The following is a 16232-nucleotide window of genomic DNA, read 5'->3' on the forward strand; positions in this document are numbered from 1 at the left end:
GACCTCACCGGTGTGACCGTCGAACCCGCCTCGACCGGGAGCGCCCGGAACGCGGATGCCCGCCGGGCCGCCCTCGCCGCGCGCCGACCACACTCGGCTTCCTCCTGATGCTCCTCCGAGTGCTCGCCGGTGTGCTGACCGTTGTGCTGACCGCCCTCGGCTGGCCTGCCTTCGTCCGCTCCCAGCTCGCCACCGCCGGGCCGTCCCTGACCGCTGTCGAGCAGTCTCAGGCGGAAGGGGCCATCGGGGTCGCCGTGGGGGTCTTCGCGGCCGGGCTCGTGTTCTACTCCGTTCTCGCCCTGCTCGTCTTCGCCGGCAGCAACTGGGCGCGCATCGCATCCATGTCGTACAGCGCGCTGCTGATCGTCGTCGCTGCGATCGATTTCTTCAACGGCGGACCGCAAGCGACCCTCAGTGTGAACGCCCTGGGCCTCCCGCTCGACATCCTGGTGGTGCTGGCCCTCTCCTCCCAGGGCGCCCGCCTGTGGGCGAGACGGCTGCGCCCGGGCAGCCGCGGCGAGCGCCGCCTCCACAACCACCCCTTCGCGCACCTCGACCCCGAGACGCCAGCGATAACCCGTTCATAAGCGGGCAGCGTGCGCGGGGAATGGGGTTTGCTGCGCTCAGCCCGCTGACGCTACCCGCTCACCTGTCGCCGCATGCTCTGCCGCCGCATGCTCCGGACAAGCCGAGGTTCCACATACCTCGCAGACCACCAGCTGCTCCCGGCAGGCCGCCTCCACGCAGTTCCGCATCCGGCTGCTCGCCTCACCGCACCCGGCGCAGCGCCCGATCGTAGCGGCCGAAGGGGGGGGGAATGACGAGCCGCGCCCGTCGAACACGTACAGCGACCCCTCCCACAGTCCCGAGTCCCCGAAGCGCTCGCCGTAGCGCACCACCCCGACGTCGAGCTGGTAGACCTCCTGGAACCCGCGTGAGCGCATCAGCCCGCTCAGGACCTCGCAGCGGACACCGCCGGTGCAGTACGTGCACGACCGGCCTGCCCTTCAGGTGATCGTACTTGCCGCTGTCCAGTTCGGCGATGAACTCGCGCGTCGTCGCGACAGCCGGGACCACTGCGTCCCGGAACCGTCCGATCTCCGCCTCGAAGCGGTTGCGCCCGTCGAAGAACACCACATCGTCCCGGGCCTCGACCAGGGCATGCACCCCGTCCGGATCGAGCCGCGAACCGCCCCCGACGACTCCCGCCGCGCCGACGACCAGCTCGTTCGGTGCCCCGAACGACACGATCTCGTCGCGTACGCGAACGGAGAGCCGGGGGAAGTCCAGGCTTCCGCCTTCGGCGTCCAGCCCGGATCTCTCGCTCCACTTCGCGTCCAGCCCGCTGAAAGCCGCATAGTCCCTCGTCTTCCGCAGGTAGCGCTTCAGGGAGTCGAGCTCACCGCCGAGCGTGCCGTTCAGCCCGTCCTTGGAGAGCAGGATGCGCCCGCGCAGACCGAGGGATTCGCACAAGTCGCGCTGCCACAGCCGGACGGCCTCGGGATCGGGCAGCGGGGCGAACACATAGAAAAGGAGGACTTTCGCGACGGGCACCGGATGATGCTAGCCGCGAAAACTTCGAGTACCGTCAGATTCGTTCGTCTGCCGTTCATCAGAGGGGAGGATGGTCGCACTATGCGTTCCATCGTCATCATTCCGACCTACAACGAGTGGGAGAACATCGGCCCCGTCGTCGGGCGGCTTCGCGCGTCCGTTCCGGACGCCGACGTCCTGATCGTAGACGACGGCTCACCGGACGGAACGGGCGACTTGGCCGACGCGCTCGCCGCGACCGACGCCAATGTCCAGGTGCTGCACCGCGCGGGAAAATCCGGTCTGGGCGCTGCTTACCGCGCCGGGATGACCTGGGCGCTCGACGCGGGCTATGACGCGATCGTGGAGATGGACGCCGACGGCTCCCACCAGCCCGAGCAGCTGCCGCGTCTCCTGGCCGTCCTCCGCCGCCCGCCCGGCGAGGCGCCCGGTCCGGGCTCGGCGGGCGCCGATCTCGTCCTGGGCTCCCGCTGGGTCCCCGGCGGGGGTGTGGTCAATTGGCCCGCGCACCGTCGCCTTCTCTCGCGGGGCGGCAGCGTCTACTCGCGCATCGCGCTCGGCGTCCCTGCGCGGGATGTCACCGGCGGCTACCGCGCTTTCACCGCTGATGCGCTGCGTAGCGTCCGCCTGGACGACGTGGAGAGCCAGGGCTATTGCTTCCAGATCGACATGCTCCGCCGCGTCCACGCCGCCGGCCTCACCGTCACGGAGGTGCCGATCACCTTCGTGGAGCGGGAGCACGGCGCCTCGAAGATGACCGGTTGCATCGTCGCCGAGGCGATGCTCCGGGTCACAGGATGGGGCATTGCGGGCCTGCCTAGGCGATTCCGCCGCCGCACCGTGACACCCGCCGAGGTGACCGAGACGGCTCCGCAGGCGTAGCGTGTGGCCATGCCGAACGATCCTCTTCAGCGTTTCCGCTCCGTCCCGCACTTTACCCTCACGAGCGACGACATTGCCGACGGCCGGCCGCTCTCCCGCGAGCAGTGGGGCGCGGGTGGCGGTGGTGGCGACCGCTCGCCGCAGTTGTCCTGGAGCGGATTCCCGGCGGAGACGAAGAGTTTCGCCGTCACCATCCACGACCCGGACGCACCCACGGGCTCCGGCTTCTGGCACTGGGCCGTGTACAACATCCCCGCGTCCGTCACCGCGCTCGCGGCGAATGCGGGGGCCGAGGGCGGCGCGGGACTGCCCCAGGGCGCGGCGATGCTCTCGAACGAGCTGCGCTCCAAGAGCTTCACCGGCGCGGGTCCGCCGCCGGGGACCGGGACGCACCGCTACTTCGTGATCGTGCATGCCCTGGATGTGGACCGTCTCGACCTCGATCCGGAGTCGACCCCCGCTCTCCTTGGCTTCACCGCCAGCTTCCACGTCCTCGCACGCGCCCTCCTCGTCCCGCTCGCGACCGCCGGCGACATCTGACCCGTTCGGCCCGCCGAGCGGCCGGGCCCGGGGAGACCGGCCGGGAGCCATCCGAGGAGCGCAAGGGAGGTAGGTTCGTTACGTGAAACTCCACAACGTTCGTGTGTACAGAAGCGACGAAGACCTCGCCCGTCAGGACCAGCTCGCGTGGAAGATCGCCCAGGTCGCCGCCGACCCGGTGGAGGTGGACGCCAATGTCACCGATATGGTCATCAACCGTGTCATCGACAATGCCGCTGTCGCCGCGGCCTCCCTCACCCGGCGCCCGGTCGTCTCGGCCCGGTTGCAGGCGCTCGCACACCCGCTTCCGTCTGCCGAGTTCGGGGAGCTCGCGCGGAGCGCCGGTCGCCCTCAGCACGGTTCGACTGTCTTCGGCGAGCGAGTCAACGCCCGGGTGAGCCCCGAGTGGGCCGCCTGGGCCAACGGCGTCGCCGTCCGCGAGCTCGACTACCACGACACCTTCCTGGCCGCTGAGTACTCGCACCCCGGCGACAACATCCCACCCGTCACCGCGGTCGCTCAGCACGCCGCGCGTTTTCGGGCTCACCGGCCGCGACCTCGTGCGCGGGATCGCGACCGGGTATGAGATCCAGATCGACCTCGCCCGAGCGATCAGCCTGCACAAGCACAAGATCGACCACGTCGCCCACCTCGGCCCCTCAGCCGCCGCCGGAATCGGGACGTTTCTGCGCCTCCCGCCCGAGGCGATCTTCCAGGCTGTCGGTCAGGCGCTCCACACCACCACGGCCACCCGGCAGTCCCGCAAAGGGGAGATCTCCAGCTGGAAGGCGCACGCCCCCGCCTTCGCCGGGAAGATGGCCGTGGAGGCGATCGACCGGGCTATGCGCGGCCAGACCAGCCCCACCCCGATCTACGAGGGCGAGGACGGCGTGATCGCCTGGCTGCTGGACGGACCCGATGCGAGCTATGGCGTTCCACTGCCCGAGCCGGGTGAGGCGAAGCGCGCCATCCTCGACTCCTACACGAAGGAGCACTCCGCGGAGTACCAGGCTCAGGCGTGGATCGACCTGGCTAGGAAGCTGCACCGCGAGCATCCCGAGGTCGCGGACCCCGAGCGGGTGGAGAGCATCCTCCTCCGAACCTCGCACCACACGCACCACGTCATCGGCTCCGGGGCGAACGACCCGCAGAAGTACGATCCGGCGGCCTCCCGCGAGACGCTCGACCACAGCATCCCGTACATCTTCGCCGTCGCGCTTCAGGATGGTGGCTGGCACCACGTCGAGTCCTACCTTCCGTCGCGTGCCGCCCGCCCGGACACCGTCGCCCTCTGGGGCAAGGTCACCACGACGGAGGACCCGGAGTGGACGCGGCGCTACCACTCCACCGACCCCGCGGAGAAGGCGTTCGGCGGACGGGTGGAGATCCGTCTCGCCGACGGCCGTGTCGTCGCCGACGAGATCGCCGTCGCGGACGCGCACCCGCTGGGCGCCCGCCCGTTCGCTCGCGCCGACTACGTCGCCAAGTTCCGCTCGCTGGCTGCCGGGGTGCTCGACCAGACCGAGATCGAGCGTTTCCTCGCCCTCGCCGAGCGTCTCCCGGACCTCTCCGCCGCCGATCTCGGAGGACTCACCATCATCGCCCGACCCGGCCTGCTCGCCGGCGTCCCTGTCCCGAAGGGGCTCTTCTGATGCTTTACTCCTCTGTGCCGACGCACGAGAAGCGCGCTGCCTTCCGCGCCCGCCTCGCTTCGGGCGAACTGATGAGGATGCCCGGGGCTTTCACCCCGCTCAGCGCCCGTCTCATCGAACGCAAGGGCTTCGAGGGCGTCTACCTCTCCGGAGCCGTCCTCTCCGCCGACTTGGGCCTCCCCGACATCGGTCTCACGACTCTCACCGAGGTTGCCGCCCGCTCCACCCAGACCGCCCGGATGACCAGCCTCCCGGCCCTCGTGGACGCCGACACCGGTTTCGGCGAGCCGATGAACGTCGCCCGCATGGTCCAGACCCTCGAAGACGCCGGTGTCTCCGGTCTTCACATCGAAGACCAGGTCAATCCCAAGCGCTGCGGCCACCTCGACGGCAAGCAGGTCGTCGACGAGGGCGTCGCCCTCAAGCGCATCCGCGCCGCCGTCGACGCCCGCCGCGACCCGAACCTGCTGATCATGGCCCGCACCGACATCCGCGCCGTCGAGGGGCTGGATGTCGCGATCGACCGCGCCAAGGCCCTGGTGGACGCTGGGGCCGACGCGATCTTCCCTGAGGCGCTGGTCGGCCTCTCCGAATTCGCGGCCGTCAGTGCGGCCGTCGATGTCCCGATCCTCGCCAACATGACCGAGTTCGGCAAGAGCGAGCTCTTCACCGTGGACCAGCTGCGCGACATCGGCGTGAACATCGTCATCTGGCCGGTCTCGCTCCTCCGCCTCGCGATGGGCGCCGCCGAGCGCGGCCTCGACCAGTTGCTCACCGGCGGCACCCTCGAGCCCGCGCTCGGGGAGATGCAGCATCGCGCCGAGCTGTACGACCTGATTGACTACGAGGGCTACAACGCGTTCGATTCCTCTGTTTTCACCTTCGAGGTGAGGCGCTGACGCGCTCCACCAGCAGCGGCAAAGGAGCAGCCATGACCGACCCGGAGATCCACAAGGGCCTCGCCGGTGTCGTGGTGGACACCACGACCATCTCCTCGGTGAACCCCGAGACCAACTCTCTTCTCTACCGCGGCTACCCCGTTCAGGAGCTCGCGGCGAACTGCTCGTTCGAGGAGGTCGCCTGGCTGCTGTGGAACGGAGAGCTGCCGAACGCCGGCCAGCTGGCCGAGTTCGAGAAGCGGGAGCGCAGCCTCCGCCGCCTGGACGACCGGACACGCCGGGCGCTCGACGACATCCCGGCCGATGCTCATCCGATGGATGCGCTGCGCACCGCGGTCAGCCAGATCGGTGGCATCGACCCCACCCTGTCGCAGCGGGACGGCATCCTCGACCCCGAACTCAACGCCGGCCGGGCCGTCTCCCTGCTCGCGCAGTTGCCCTCCATCGTCGCGCACATCCAGCGCCGCCGCAGCGGCCTCAAGCCCGTCGAGCCGCGCGACGACCTCGATTACTCGCGCAACTTCCTCTGGCTCACGTTCGGCGAGGTCCCGGATGACGCGGTGGTGGACGCTTTCCGCATCTCGCTCGTCCTCTACGCGGAGCACTCCTTCAATGCGTCGACCTTCACCGCCCGCGTCATCGCCTCGACCCTGTCCGATATCTACTCCGCGGTCACCGTCGCGATCGGCGCGCTCAAAGGCCCGCTGCACGGCGGGGCGAACGAGGCGGTCATGCATGCTTTCGAGGAGATCGGGGACGCCGGCGGGGCCGAGGCCTGGTTGGATGAAGCCCTCGCCGGCAAGCGCAAGATCATGGGCTTCGGCCACTTGTGTCTACAAGAATGGCGACTCCCGCGTCCCGACCATGAAGGCGGCGCTGGAGAAGCTGGTCGAGCACGTCGGCAGGCAGGACCTGCTGGCCCTCTACGAGGCGCTCGAGAAGGCGATGAGGGATCGCAAGAGCATCGAGCCCAACCTCGACTACCCCTCCGGCCCCGCCTACTCTCTCATGGGTTTCGACACCGAGACCTTCACCCCGCTCTTCGCTGCGGCACGTGTCGTGGGGTGGACCGCCCACGTCTTCGAGCAGTATGCGGCGAACTCCCTCATCCGCCCCCTCTCCCAGTACACCGGCCCCGCCGAACGACACCTCTCCCGCTGAGACCCTCCCCGCTTCCTCCCCGCCGGGTCTGCGTCTCACTCCGCCCTGCCCTGCCCGCATCCCACCGCCCTTCACCCGCAAGCGACTTCCCACGGGACCGCTTTCCAGGGCATTTTCCACAGGCCGGGCCGGTCTGGGACTTCTCCACAGATTGCCGGACTGACCGATGGTTGAGGCGGGGTGCCCGTAGCTTGAGGATCATGTCTCAGCAGGAAGAAGAAGAGCGAGGTGCCGCTTGCGAACATCCCGAACTATGACCGCCCGCGCGAGAGGATGCGCCGTCTCGGCATCGGCTCGCTCACCGACGACGAAGTCCTCGCACTCGTCCTCGGTTCCGGGCAGAGCGGTCGCAGCGTCCTCGCCTTCGCACGATCCATCCTCCGCCGCACAGGCGGCTTCCCCGGGCTCGCAACGATGGACTTCGCCCGGTTCGAGACGCTCCCCGGGGTCGGCCCCGCCACCGCGGGCCGGCTCGTGGCCATCATCGAGATCTGGTGGCGAGCGGGCGCTCCGTCGGCCTGGACGCGCCTGGTCGATGCCGCAGCCATCGCCGACATCGTGCGGCCGGAGCTCCTCCACCGCGACAGCGAGCGGTTCGTCGTGGTCATCGCCGATCGCGCCGCCCGCCCGATCGAACTCGTGCTGCTGCGCGGCGGGGGAGTGGACGAGACCAGCATCCAGCCCGCCGACATCCTTCAAGCCGTGCTCACTAGCGGTGGGCGTTCGTTCGCCGTCGCGCACAACACATCCCTCGGGGGTCCTGGACGCATCTGTCGCCGACACGATGCTCACCCGCCGTCTCGATCAGGCAGCCGCCACCATCGGATTGCGGTTCCTTGGGCACATCCTGGTGGCGGGCGAGCGCTGGACAACGCTTCCCGCTGCCGGGGTCACGGGGTCAGGCGCGTCGGCCCGCGGAAGAGATAGGTCGTCTCGCGGAGGTTCGAGAGGTGCAGCATGAGCATCAGGACGCGGGCGAGCCCCATCCCGAAGCCGCCGTGCGGCGGGACGCCGTAGCGGAAGAACGCGAGCACGTCTTCGAGCTCCTCAACCGAGAGACCCTTCTCGCGGGCCTGCTGCTCGATCGTCTCCACACGGTGCTCGCGCTGGGCACCGGTCGAGATCTCGACACCGTTGAAGATCAGGTCGTAGCTCTTCGTGATCGACCGGTCTTCAGAATGACGCATGTGATAGTAAGGCCGGATGCTGGCCGCGTAATCGGTGAGGAAGACGAACTCGTGCCCGAACGTCTCCTTGACGTAGGCCGAGATCTGCCGCTCGCCCTCCGGGTCCATGTCGTCATCGTGCCGGGGGACTTCGTAGCCGCGCTCGGCGACGATCCGTTTGGCTTCGGCCAGCGGGATGCGCGGGAACGGTGTGGTCGGCACGGTGATCTCCACGCCGAACAGCGCCTCGATTTCCGCGCCGTGCTTCTCTTTGACTGCGGTGAACCCGGCCACGAGAAGGTCCTCGTGGACTTTCATGACGTCCTCGTGGCTTTCGATCCAGCTGATCTCGGTGTCCACGCTGGTGAACTCCGTCGCGTGGCGGCTGGTGAAGCTCGGATCGGCTCGGAAAGCGGGGCCGATCTCGAACACCTTGCCGAAGCCCGCCGCCTGCGCCATCTGCTTGAAGATCTGCGGGCTCTGCGCGAGGTACGCCGTCGTCTCGAAGTACGGCAGCTCGAAGAGTTCGGCGCGCGACTCGGAGGCCGAGGCCATGAGCTTCGGCGTGTGGATCTCGATGAAACCGTTGTCCACCCAGTAGTGCCGCAGCGCGTTCTCGAACGTCGTCTGCACGCGGAAGATCAGGTTGTGCTTCGGTTCGCGCAGGTCGAGGAAGCGCCAATCCATGCGCTTGTCGATGCCGCTGTCCGCCGCGATGGGGGTCTCCGGGATGGCCGCCGTCTCCACATCGAGAGCGCTCAGCTTGATCTCGATGCCGCCGAGCTTGACCCGTTCGTCGTGCTTGAGCTCGCCCGTCGCCCGGACGAATGAACCCTGCGAGAGCCCCGAGACCGTGAGCGCTGGTTCATCGGCGGCGACGGTCCCGTCCTCGTTCACCGTGCGCGGATTGACCAGCTGGACGGCGCCCGACTCGTCGCGCAGAACGACGAACTGCACCTTCTTCTGGTCGCGGACGGTCTCGACCCATCCGGCGACGCTCACGGGGCCGTCGGGAAGGTCGGCGAGGTCTTTGATCAAACTGCGTGCGGTCACGAGCCCCAAGCCTACCGCCCGTCTTTGTCGCGCGATCGGACCGGTCGCGCGACTCCCGGCTTTGTGTTCAGTCAGTTCAGGGGAAGAGCATCCGTAGACTGGGTTTGTGGTAGCGAGCCAGGTCCACCTCGTCCGTCACGGCGAGGTGTTCAACCCCGACGGCATCCTGTATGGCAGGCTGTCGGGCTTCGGCCTCTCCAAACTCGGTCACCGTATGGCGCAGGCCGCCGCCGACGAGCTGGTCTCGCGCGGCCGTCCCGTCACCGCCATCCGGATCTCTCCCCTCCAGCGCACGCGCGAGTCCGCTGCGCCGATCGCCGCAGCGTTCGGCCGGGAGCGTGCGGTCGACGAGCGCCTCATCGAGCCAGCGAATCGCTTCGAAGGCACCGTGATGCGCCGCGCTCTGAGGAAGCCTGTGAATTGGCCGTACCTCGTCAACCCGCTCCGGCCCAGCTGGGGCGAGCCCTATACGAGCATCGAGAAGCGGATGCGCGAGGCCATCGAGGACGCGTTCGACTCGGTCGAATCGGGGGATGTCGTCCTCGTCAGTCACCAGCTGCCGATCTGGGTCGCCCATCTCTCCGTCGTCGGCGCGCGCTTCCCGCACGACCCGCGCAACCGCCGGTGTTCGCTGTCCAGCGTCACCACGTTCGAGTACACCACGGTGGAGGCTGGCGACGCCGAAGGCCTGCCGGGTTCCGCGAACGTCGGGCCGGGGGGCCGTCTCGTCGAGGTCGCCTACGTCGAGCCCGCCGCCCGCCTCGGTTCGGCCGCGACCGACGTGGGAGCCGTATGAGCCCCCGCCCCCGCCTGAGGCGTGCTCTGCCCGCCGTCGCCGTCGTCGCAGCGCTTCTGCTCGCCGGGTGCTCATCGAACGACAGTCTCGCCGCGCAATACCGCTCCGGCAGCGGCCAGGGCTACATCGCCGGCGACGGCAGCGTGAGCGAGTACCCATCGGGCAAGCGCGGCGAGCCCGTCCGCTTTCAGGGCAAGCTGGCCGACGGCGCCGCCGTCTTCTCGAAGGACTACGCGGGCAGGGTGCTGGTCGTGAACTTCTGGTACGCGGGATGCCCGCCGTGCCGTCTGGAGGCTACCGACCTGGAGGCGCTCTCGCAGAAGCACGCCTCCGACGGCGTCGAGTTCCTCGGCGTCAACCTGTACGACACCGCCAGCACGGCCGCGAGCTTCGAAAAGGACAAGGGCGTCACCTACCCCTCTGTGCTCGACCGCGACACCGGTTCCGTCCTGCTCGCGTTCAGCAAGACCGTTCCGCCGAAGGCCACTCCGACGACGCTGGTCATCGACAAGAAGGGCCGTGTCGCCGCGCGCATCCTGGGCGGTCTCCCGGACCGCAGCATCCTGGACGCGCTGATCTCCGACGCCGTGGCCGAGAACTGACATGAACGTCGGCCAGATCGTCTTCAGCGGCCAGCTCCTCATCGCGCTGCCCATCGCCGTCCTCGCCGGGCTGGTGTCGTTCCTCTCTCCGTGCGTCTTTCCGCTCGTGCCGGGCTACCTCGCGTACGTCGGCGGGATCAGCGACCCTGGCGCTCAGCGCGACCGCGGCCGTGTGCTCCTCGGCGTCTCACTCTTCGTCCTCGGCTTCGCCGTGGTCTTCGTCGCGTACGGCTCCGCGTTCGGCGCCCTCGGCCAGTGGCTGTTTCGCTGGCAGGATTTCATCGTCCAGTTCCTGGGAGTTCTCGTCATCCTCATGGGCCTGGTCTTTATCGGCCAGTTCTCTTTTCTGCAGCGCACGATCAAGCCGTCCTGGCGTCCGTCCACCGGTCTCGTGGGCGCTCCGCTTCTCGGCATCGTGTTCGGCCTCGGCTGGACGCCGTGCATCGGACCGACCCTCGCCGCGATCAGCGCTCTCAGCGTGGATGCTGGATCGCCCTGGCGCGGTGCCCTGCTTGGGCTCTTCTACTGCGTCGGGCTCGGCATCCCGTTCCTGCTGGTGGCGCTCGGGTTCGACTGGGTCGCGGGCTCTGTCTCGTTCCTCAAACGGCACATCCGTGTCATCAACGCCATCGGGGGCGCCCTGCTGGTGGTCATCGGCGTCCTGATGGCCACCGGGCTCTGGACAGCCCTCCTGTCGCAGTCCTTGGCGGTGATCACTGGTTTTGAGCCGGCCCTCTGATCACATCGACGGTGCGCCGCCGCGCGAGTACCCCGACGTCGTCCAGCCGCGGCTGGGACTGACCGGGTGGCTGCGCTGGGCGTGGCGTCAGCTGACGAGCATGCGCACCGCGCTGTTCCTGCTGCTGCTCCTGGCGATCGCCGCCGTCCCCGGCTCCCTGTTCCCGCAGCGGGGAGCCGACCCCAACGGCGTCACCAGGTACTTCAGCGAGAACCCGCAGCTGGCGCCGGTTCTCGATAAGCTCCAGCTTTTCGATGTCTACACGTCATTCTGGTTCTCGGCCATCTACCTGCTGCTGTTCGCTTCACTCATCGGCTGCATCGTCCCGCGCACCGGGCATCATCTCGACGCGATGCGTGCGAAGCCGCCGAGGACACCGGTCCGGCTCAGCCGCATGGCGGGCTTCCAGGTGCGGATGCTCCCGGCCGGGCTCCGCACCGGCGGGCCGGACCCGATCGGCTCCGCGCGCGAGATCCTCCGCCGTTCCGTCTACCGCGTCGCCCTCTTTCAGGACGCGACTTCCACATCGGTCTCGGCCGAGCGCGGGTATCTCCGCGAGAGCGGGAACCTTGTGTTCCACATCGCCCTCGTCGGCGTTCTGGTCGCTGTCGGCATCGGTGGCGGCTTCGGCTACACCGGGCAGAAAGTGGTGGTCGAGGGCCAGAGCTTCGTCAACAGCCTGCCCTCCTACAACTCGTTCAACCCCGGGCGCTTCTTCTCCGACTCTTCGCTTCAGCCGTTCTCGATCCGGGTCGACAAACTCGATGTCGCTTACGAGACGCAGAACGAGCACGCCAAAGGCATCCCGCTCGACTACACGGCCACCGTCACGACCACGGGGCCGGGTGAGGCGACCGGCATCTCCCGCATCAAGGTCAACAAGCCGCTCGCGATCGGCGGCACGAACGTCTACCTGCTCGGGAACGGCTACGCCCCGACGATCACCGTCCGAGACCCGGAGGGCAAGGTGGTGTTCACCGATTCGGTGCCGTTCCTGGCTCAGGACCCGCGCCTCACCTCACTCGGCTGGGTCAAAGTCCCCGACGGTCTGAGGCAGCAGGTCGGGATGATCGGCTTCTTCTACCCGACCGTCGGCGAGAGCGGCACGGCCGGCGCCCTCACCTCCACTTTCCCCGGTCTGGATGATCCCGTGCTCAGCCTCAACGTGTATGTCGGGGACCTCGGCGTCGACAGCGGCGTCCCGCAATCGGTCTATTCGCTGAACACCGACAGGCTGGACCAGCTCACGGGTCCGCCCACGAAGACGAAGGCCCTCGAACTCCGTCCCGGCCAGAAGGTCGAGCTACCGAACGGGCTCGGCACCATCTCGCTCGATGGCGTCAAGCGCTACGCCTCGCTCGAGGTCCACCACGATCCCGCACAGGTCTGGGTGCTCGTGTTCGCCGTCCTCATCCTGGCCGGACTGCTGACATCGCTGTTCGTCCCGCGACGCCGCATCTGGGTGAAGGCGGTCGAGAATGGTGACGGCTCCCTGATGCTGGAGTACGCTGGCCTCGCCCGGGGAGAGGACCCGAATCTCCTCGCCACGATCTCCGCTGTCGCCGATGAGCACGCGGCGATATTGTCCCGACCCTCGACGAAATAGGCTTGCACCGTGACCGAAACCCTGTCTCAGCTCTCCACGGTCTACATCTATGTGGCGATGGGGTTCTACGGCGCCGCGTTCATCGCGTTCGCGCTCGACCTGGCTCGCCGCAGCGCCCAGGCGACTGCGGTCGCCGCGGCCGTCGTCCCGAGTGCGGTCGCCCGCCGGGCCGATGTCTCCGCCCCCGTCGCCGCCGGCGTGACCACGATCGCCCCAGCGAGCGCGCCCGGCTCTGGAATTCCCGTCATCGGTGGCGCTGACGCTCAGCCCCCGTCCTCCGCGCTCGGACGCCTCTCCTCCCGGATCAGCTCGCGCGTCGAGCAGGATGTGCTCTACGGCTCGGCGTCGTCGGTCTCCCTCAAGTGGGCCTTCGGACTGACCATCGCCGGCTGGGTCGCTCACTTCGTTGCGACCCTCCTCCGCGGCATCGCTGCCGCGCGGGTCCCGTGGGCGAACATGTGGGAGTTCTCGATGACCGGGACCCTGGTCATCATCGGCGTCTTCCTCGTCGCCACCCTGAAGTGGGACATCAAGTACCTCGGCACGTTCATTCTCGGCCTCGTTCTGGTGCTCCAGGGCATCGCGCTGCTGAACTACTTCGTCCCGGTGGTGCCGCTCCAGCCCGCGCTCAAGTCGTACTGGCTGGTTATCCACATCATTGTGGCCGTTTTGGGAACGGCGTTCTTCGCGCTGGGCTTCGCGCTCTCGGCTCTGCAATTGCTTCAGTATCGGCGCGAGCGCCAGCTCGAGGAGTCGCGTCCCCCGCAGTTCGCCTTCCTCGCCACGCTGCCCACCTCGGCCGCGCTCGAGAACCTGGCCTACCGGGTCAACATCGTCGGCTTCATCGCCTGGACCTTCACTCTCATCGCGGGAGCGATCTGGGCCGAGAAAGCGTGGGGGCGCTACTGGGGGTGGGACACCAAGGAAGTCTGGACGTTCATCATCTGGGTGATCTACGCCGGCTACATCCACGCGCGCGCCACCCGCGGGTGGCGGGGGTCCCGTTCCGCTTGGCTTGCGATCGTCGGCTTCGTCGCGGTCCTGTTCAACTTCGGAATTGTGAATGTCTTCTTCCACGGGTTGCACGCTTACTCCGGTCTCTGACCGGAGCGGAACTCGCGAACTCCGATGGCGCCGAACTCGGTTCGGCGCCATCGTCGTTTCCCGGATGTGCCGTTCAGGGTCGATCCCCTCTCAGTGCGGCCGATCCGTCCCCGAGCGCGACAAGGGCGGAACTCTGGCGAAGTCAACCTCGACACGCCCGGGTTGTCAGCCGAATTTGCGGGCTCTCGGGGGACCTGCGTAAAGTACTTACTTGTCACCTCAAAGGTGCGGGAAAGAAGAAGATCTCCTCGGCCTCAAGCGGGACCAAATCCTTAGCCTAGCGGCAAATCTGAGCTTGTAAGAGTTCGTTTGTAGCGCTTAGGATTAACACTCAACTCACTGGACGGGTCTAACCGGTTCGGATCGCGAGCAGTCGGATGTATCCCACGATGGATGAACGAAAGACGCGAAACGGTCAGCTTGACAAACTGAATGAGAGTGGTAAGTTAGTAAAGTTGCCTCACGGAGCAGCCCGAAAGGGTGAAAAGTGAGAGCGTCCGATCCTTGATAACTCAACAGCGTGCACAATGTCAAATGCCAAACAACCTCGGCATTGACTCGAAAGACTCCGGTTTGACTGTCAATGCGAGATTCCTTTGGATTAGATACAGAATGTCAGTAGATATTCGAAACTAGTCAAGACAAACTCGCAGCGCGAAGACATATTTCCTGTCAAGCCTGCACTATGTTTCCAGTCGCTTGCGACATGGAGCTAAATATTTTACGGAGAGTTTGATCCTGGCTCAGGACGAACGCTGGCGGCGTGCTTAACACATGCAAGTCGAACGATGAACCAGGAGCTTGCTCTTGGGAATTAGTGGCGAACGGGTGAGTAACACGTGAGTAACCTGCCCTTGACTCTGGGATAACCTCCGGAAACGGAAGCTAATACCGGATACGAACCGCGGAGGCATCTCCAGCGGTTGGAAAGAACTTCGGTCGAGGATGGACTCGCGGCCTATCAGGTAGTTGGTGAGGTAACGGCTCACCAAGCCTACGACGGGTAGCCGGCCTGAGAGGGTGACCGGCCACACTGGGACTGAGACACGGCCCAGACTCCTACGGGAGGCAGCAGTGGGGAATATTGCACAATGGGCGAAAGCCTGATGCAGCAACGCCGCGTGAGGGATGACGGCCTTCGGGTTGTAAACCTCTTTTAGTAGGGAAGAAGCGAAAGTGACGGTACCTGCAGAAAAAGCACCGGCTAACTACGTGCCAGCAGCCGCGGTAATACGTAGGGTGCGAGCGTTGTCCGGAATTATTGGGCGTAAAGAGCTCGTAGGCGGTCTGTCGCGTCTGCTGTGAAAACCCGAGGCTCAACCTCGGGCCTGCAGTGGGTACGGGCAGACTAGAGTGCGGTAGGGGAGAATGGAATTCCTGGTGTAGCGGTGGAATGCGCAGATATCAGGAGGAACACCGATGGCGAAGGCAGTTCTCTGGGCCGTAACTGACGCTGAGGAGCGAAAGCGTGGGGAGCGAACAGGATTAGATACCCTGGTAGTCCACGCCGTAAACGTTGGGCGCTAGATGTGGGGACCATTCCACGGTTTCCGTGTCGCAGCTAACGCATTAAGCGCCCCGCCTGGGGAGTACGGCCGCAAGGCTAAAACTCAAAGGAATTGACGGGGGCCCGCACAAGCGGCGGAGCATGCGGATTAATTCGATGCAACGCGAAGAACCTTACCAAGGCTTGACATATACGAGAACGGGCTAGAAATAGTCAACTCTTTGGACACTCGTAAACAGGTGGTGCATGGTTGTCGTCAGCTCGTGTCGTGAGATGTTGGGTTAAGTCCCGCAACGAGCGCAACCCTCGTTCTATGTTGCCAGCACGTAATGGTGGGAACTCATAGGAGACTGCCGGGGTCAACTCGGAGGAAGGTGGGGATGACGTCAAATCATCATGCCCCTTATGTCTTGGGCTTCACGCATGCTACAATGGCCGGTACAAAGGGCTGCAATACCGTAAGGTGGAGCGAATCCCAAAAAGCCGGTCTCAGTTCGGATTGAGGTCTGCAACTCGACCTCATGAAGTCGGAGTCGCTAGTAATCGCAGATCAGCAACGCTGCGGTGAATACGTTCCCGGGCCTTGTACACACCGCCCGTCAAGTCATGAAAGTCGGTAACACCCGAAGCCGGTGGCCCAACCCTTGTGGAGGGAGCCGTCGAAGGTGGGGTCGGTGATTAGGACTAAGTCGTAACAAGGTAGCCGTACCGGAAGGTGCGGCTGGATCACCTCCTTTCTAAGGAGCATCTGGCACCCTGTGTTGTTTTCAACGCAGAGATTGTCCAGGCGCCGGATCTGAGACAGTACTTATCACATCGGTACGACTGGGTCTCAGCCGGTCAGCTCATGGGTGGAACATTGACATTGGTGCGGAGCCGAACGGCTCGAACTTAGTACGCCTGCTTGCAGGAAGGAACAGTTCGGACCGGGGAGCCTCGCACATGCACGCTGTTGGGTCCTGAGGGACCGG

At 66.3% G+C, this 16232-nt stretch carries 11 protein-coding genes, 1 rRNA gene and 4 pseudogenes; 14 read left to right on the top strand and 2 right to left on the bottom strand.

Annotation, left to right across the window (positions count from 1 at the left end; genetic code table 11):
- Positions 1-107 precede the first annotated feature (107 nt).
- On the top strand, positions 108-587 hold the full coding sequence (locus LXX_RS00610) for a hypothetical protein (protein ID WP_011185210.1): 480 nt from the start codon (positions 108-110) through the stop codon (positions 585-587).
- 36 nt (positions 588-623) lie between these two features.
- On the opposite strand, the pseudogene LXX_RS00615 reads toward LXX_RS00610, so the two are convergent.
- Positions 624-1554 (bottom strand): annotated as a pseudogene (locus tag LXX_RS00615) (rhodanese-related sulfurtransferase).
- An 81-nt stretch (positions 1555-1635) separates the two neighbouring features.
- Between LXX_RS00615 and LXX_RS00620 the strand changes: the two are divergent.
- From LXX_RS00620 to LXX_RS16430, 7 genes and pseudogenes are all read left to right on the top strand, one after another.
- Positions 1636-2436: a polyprenol monophosphomannose synthase gene (locus tag LXX_RS00620; protein WP_041766872.1), complete on the top strand. Its 801-nt coding sequence runs from the start codon at positions 1636-1638 to the stop codon at positions 2434-2436.
- Between the two features lie 9 nt (positions 2437-2445).
- On the top strand, positions 2446-2976 hold the full coding sequence (locus LXX_RS00625) for a YbhB/YbcL family Raf kinase inhibitor-like protein (RefSeq protein ID WP_041766875.1): 531 nt from the start codon (positions 2446-2448) through the stop codon (positions 2974-2976).
- An 82-nt stretch (positions 2977-3058) separates the two neighbouring features.
- A pseudogene (locus LXX_RS00630) lies at positions 3059-4628 on the top strand (MmgE/PrpD family protein).
- A complete protein-coding gene (gene prpB / locus LXX_RS00635) occupies positions 4628-5527 on the top strand; it encodes a methylisocitrate lyase (protein WP_011185213.1) in 900 nt (299 codons plus the stop codon). Before LXX_RS00630 ends, prpB begins: the two are co-directional and overlap by 1 nt.
- Positions 5528-5559: 32 nt before the next feature.
- Positions 5560-6688 (top strand): annotated as a pseudogene (locus LXX_RS00640) (bifunctional 2-methylcitrate synthase/citrate synthase).
- Between the two features lie 228 nt (positions 6689-6916).
- A pseudogene (locus tag LXX_RS00645) lies at positions 6917-7420 on the top strand (UPF0758 domain-containing protein); the annotation flags it as partial.
- A gap of 52 nt (positions 7421-7472) precedes the next feature.
- Positions 7473-7649, top strand: coding sequence for a hypothetical protein (locus tag LXX_RS16430; RefSeq protein ID WP_176714745.1), 177 nt, complete (start codon positions 7473-7475; stop codon positions 7647-7649).
- Here the strand turns inward: LXX_RS16430 and aspS are convergent.
- Positions 7579-8907: an aspartate--tRNA(Asn) ligase gene (gene aspS, locus LXX_RS00650; RefSeq protein WP_041766877.1), complete on the bottom strand. Its 1329-nt coding sequence runs from the start codon at positions 8905-8907 to the stop codon at positions 7579-7581. The genes LXX_RS16430 and aspS overlap by 71 nt on opposite strands.
- Before the next feature lie 106 nt (positions 8908-9013).
- On the opposite strand from aspS, the gene LXX_RS00655 reads away from it, so the two are divergent.
- The 6 genes from LXX_RS00655 (at position 9014) to LXX_RS00680 (ending at position 15998) form a co-directional block, all read left to right on the top strand.
- Positions 9014-9703, top strand: coding sequence for a histidine phosphatase family protein (locus tag LXX_RS00655; RefSeq protein WP_011185215.1), 690 nt, complete (start codon positions 9014-9016; stop codon positions 9701-9703).
- Positions 9700-10305, top strand: a complete 606-nt coding sequence (locus tag LXX_RS00660; protein WP_011185216.1) for a TlpA disulfide reductase family protein — start codon at positions 9700-9702, stop codon at positions 10303-10305. The genes LXX_RS00655 and LXX_RS00660 overlap by 4 nt, the downstream gene beginning before the upstream one ends.
- Position 10306: 1 nt before the next feature.
- On the top strand, positions 10307-11044 hold the full coding sequence (locus LXX_RS00665) for a cytochrome c biogenesis CcdA family protein (RefSeq protein ID WP_011185217.1): 738 nt from the start codon (positions 10307-10309) through the stop codon (positions 11042-11044).
- A complete protein-coding gene (locus tag LXX_RS00670; protein WP_011185218.1) occupies positions 11028-12650 on the top strand; it encodes a cytochrome c biogenesis protein ResB in 1623 nt (540 codons plus the stop codon). Before LXX_RS00665 ends, LXX_RS00670 begins: the two co-directional genes overlap by 17 nt.
- A 9-nt stretch (positions 12651-12659) precedes the next feature.
- On the top strand, positions 12660-13754 hold the full coding sequence (ccsB, locus tag LXX_RS00675; RefSeq protein ID WP_041766879.1) for a c-type cytochrome biogenesis protein CcsB: 1095 nt from the start codon (positions 12660-12662) through the stop codon (positions 13752-13754).
- A 720-nt stretch (positions 13755-14474) separates the two neighbouring features.
- Positions 14475-15998: ribosomal RNA gene (locus LXX_RS00680) — 16S ribosomal RNA — on the top strand.
- The last annotated feature ends 234 nt before the right edge of the window (positions 15999-16232 follow it).

Origin of the sequence: Leifsonia xyli subsp. xyli str. CTCB07, assembly GCF_000007665.1 — a bacterium.
In the GTDB taxonomy this organism is placed as follows: Bacteria; Actinomycetota; Actinomycetes; order Actinomycetales; family Microbacteriaceae; genus Leifsonia; species Leifsonia xyli_C.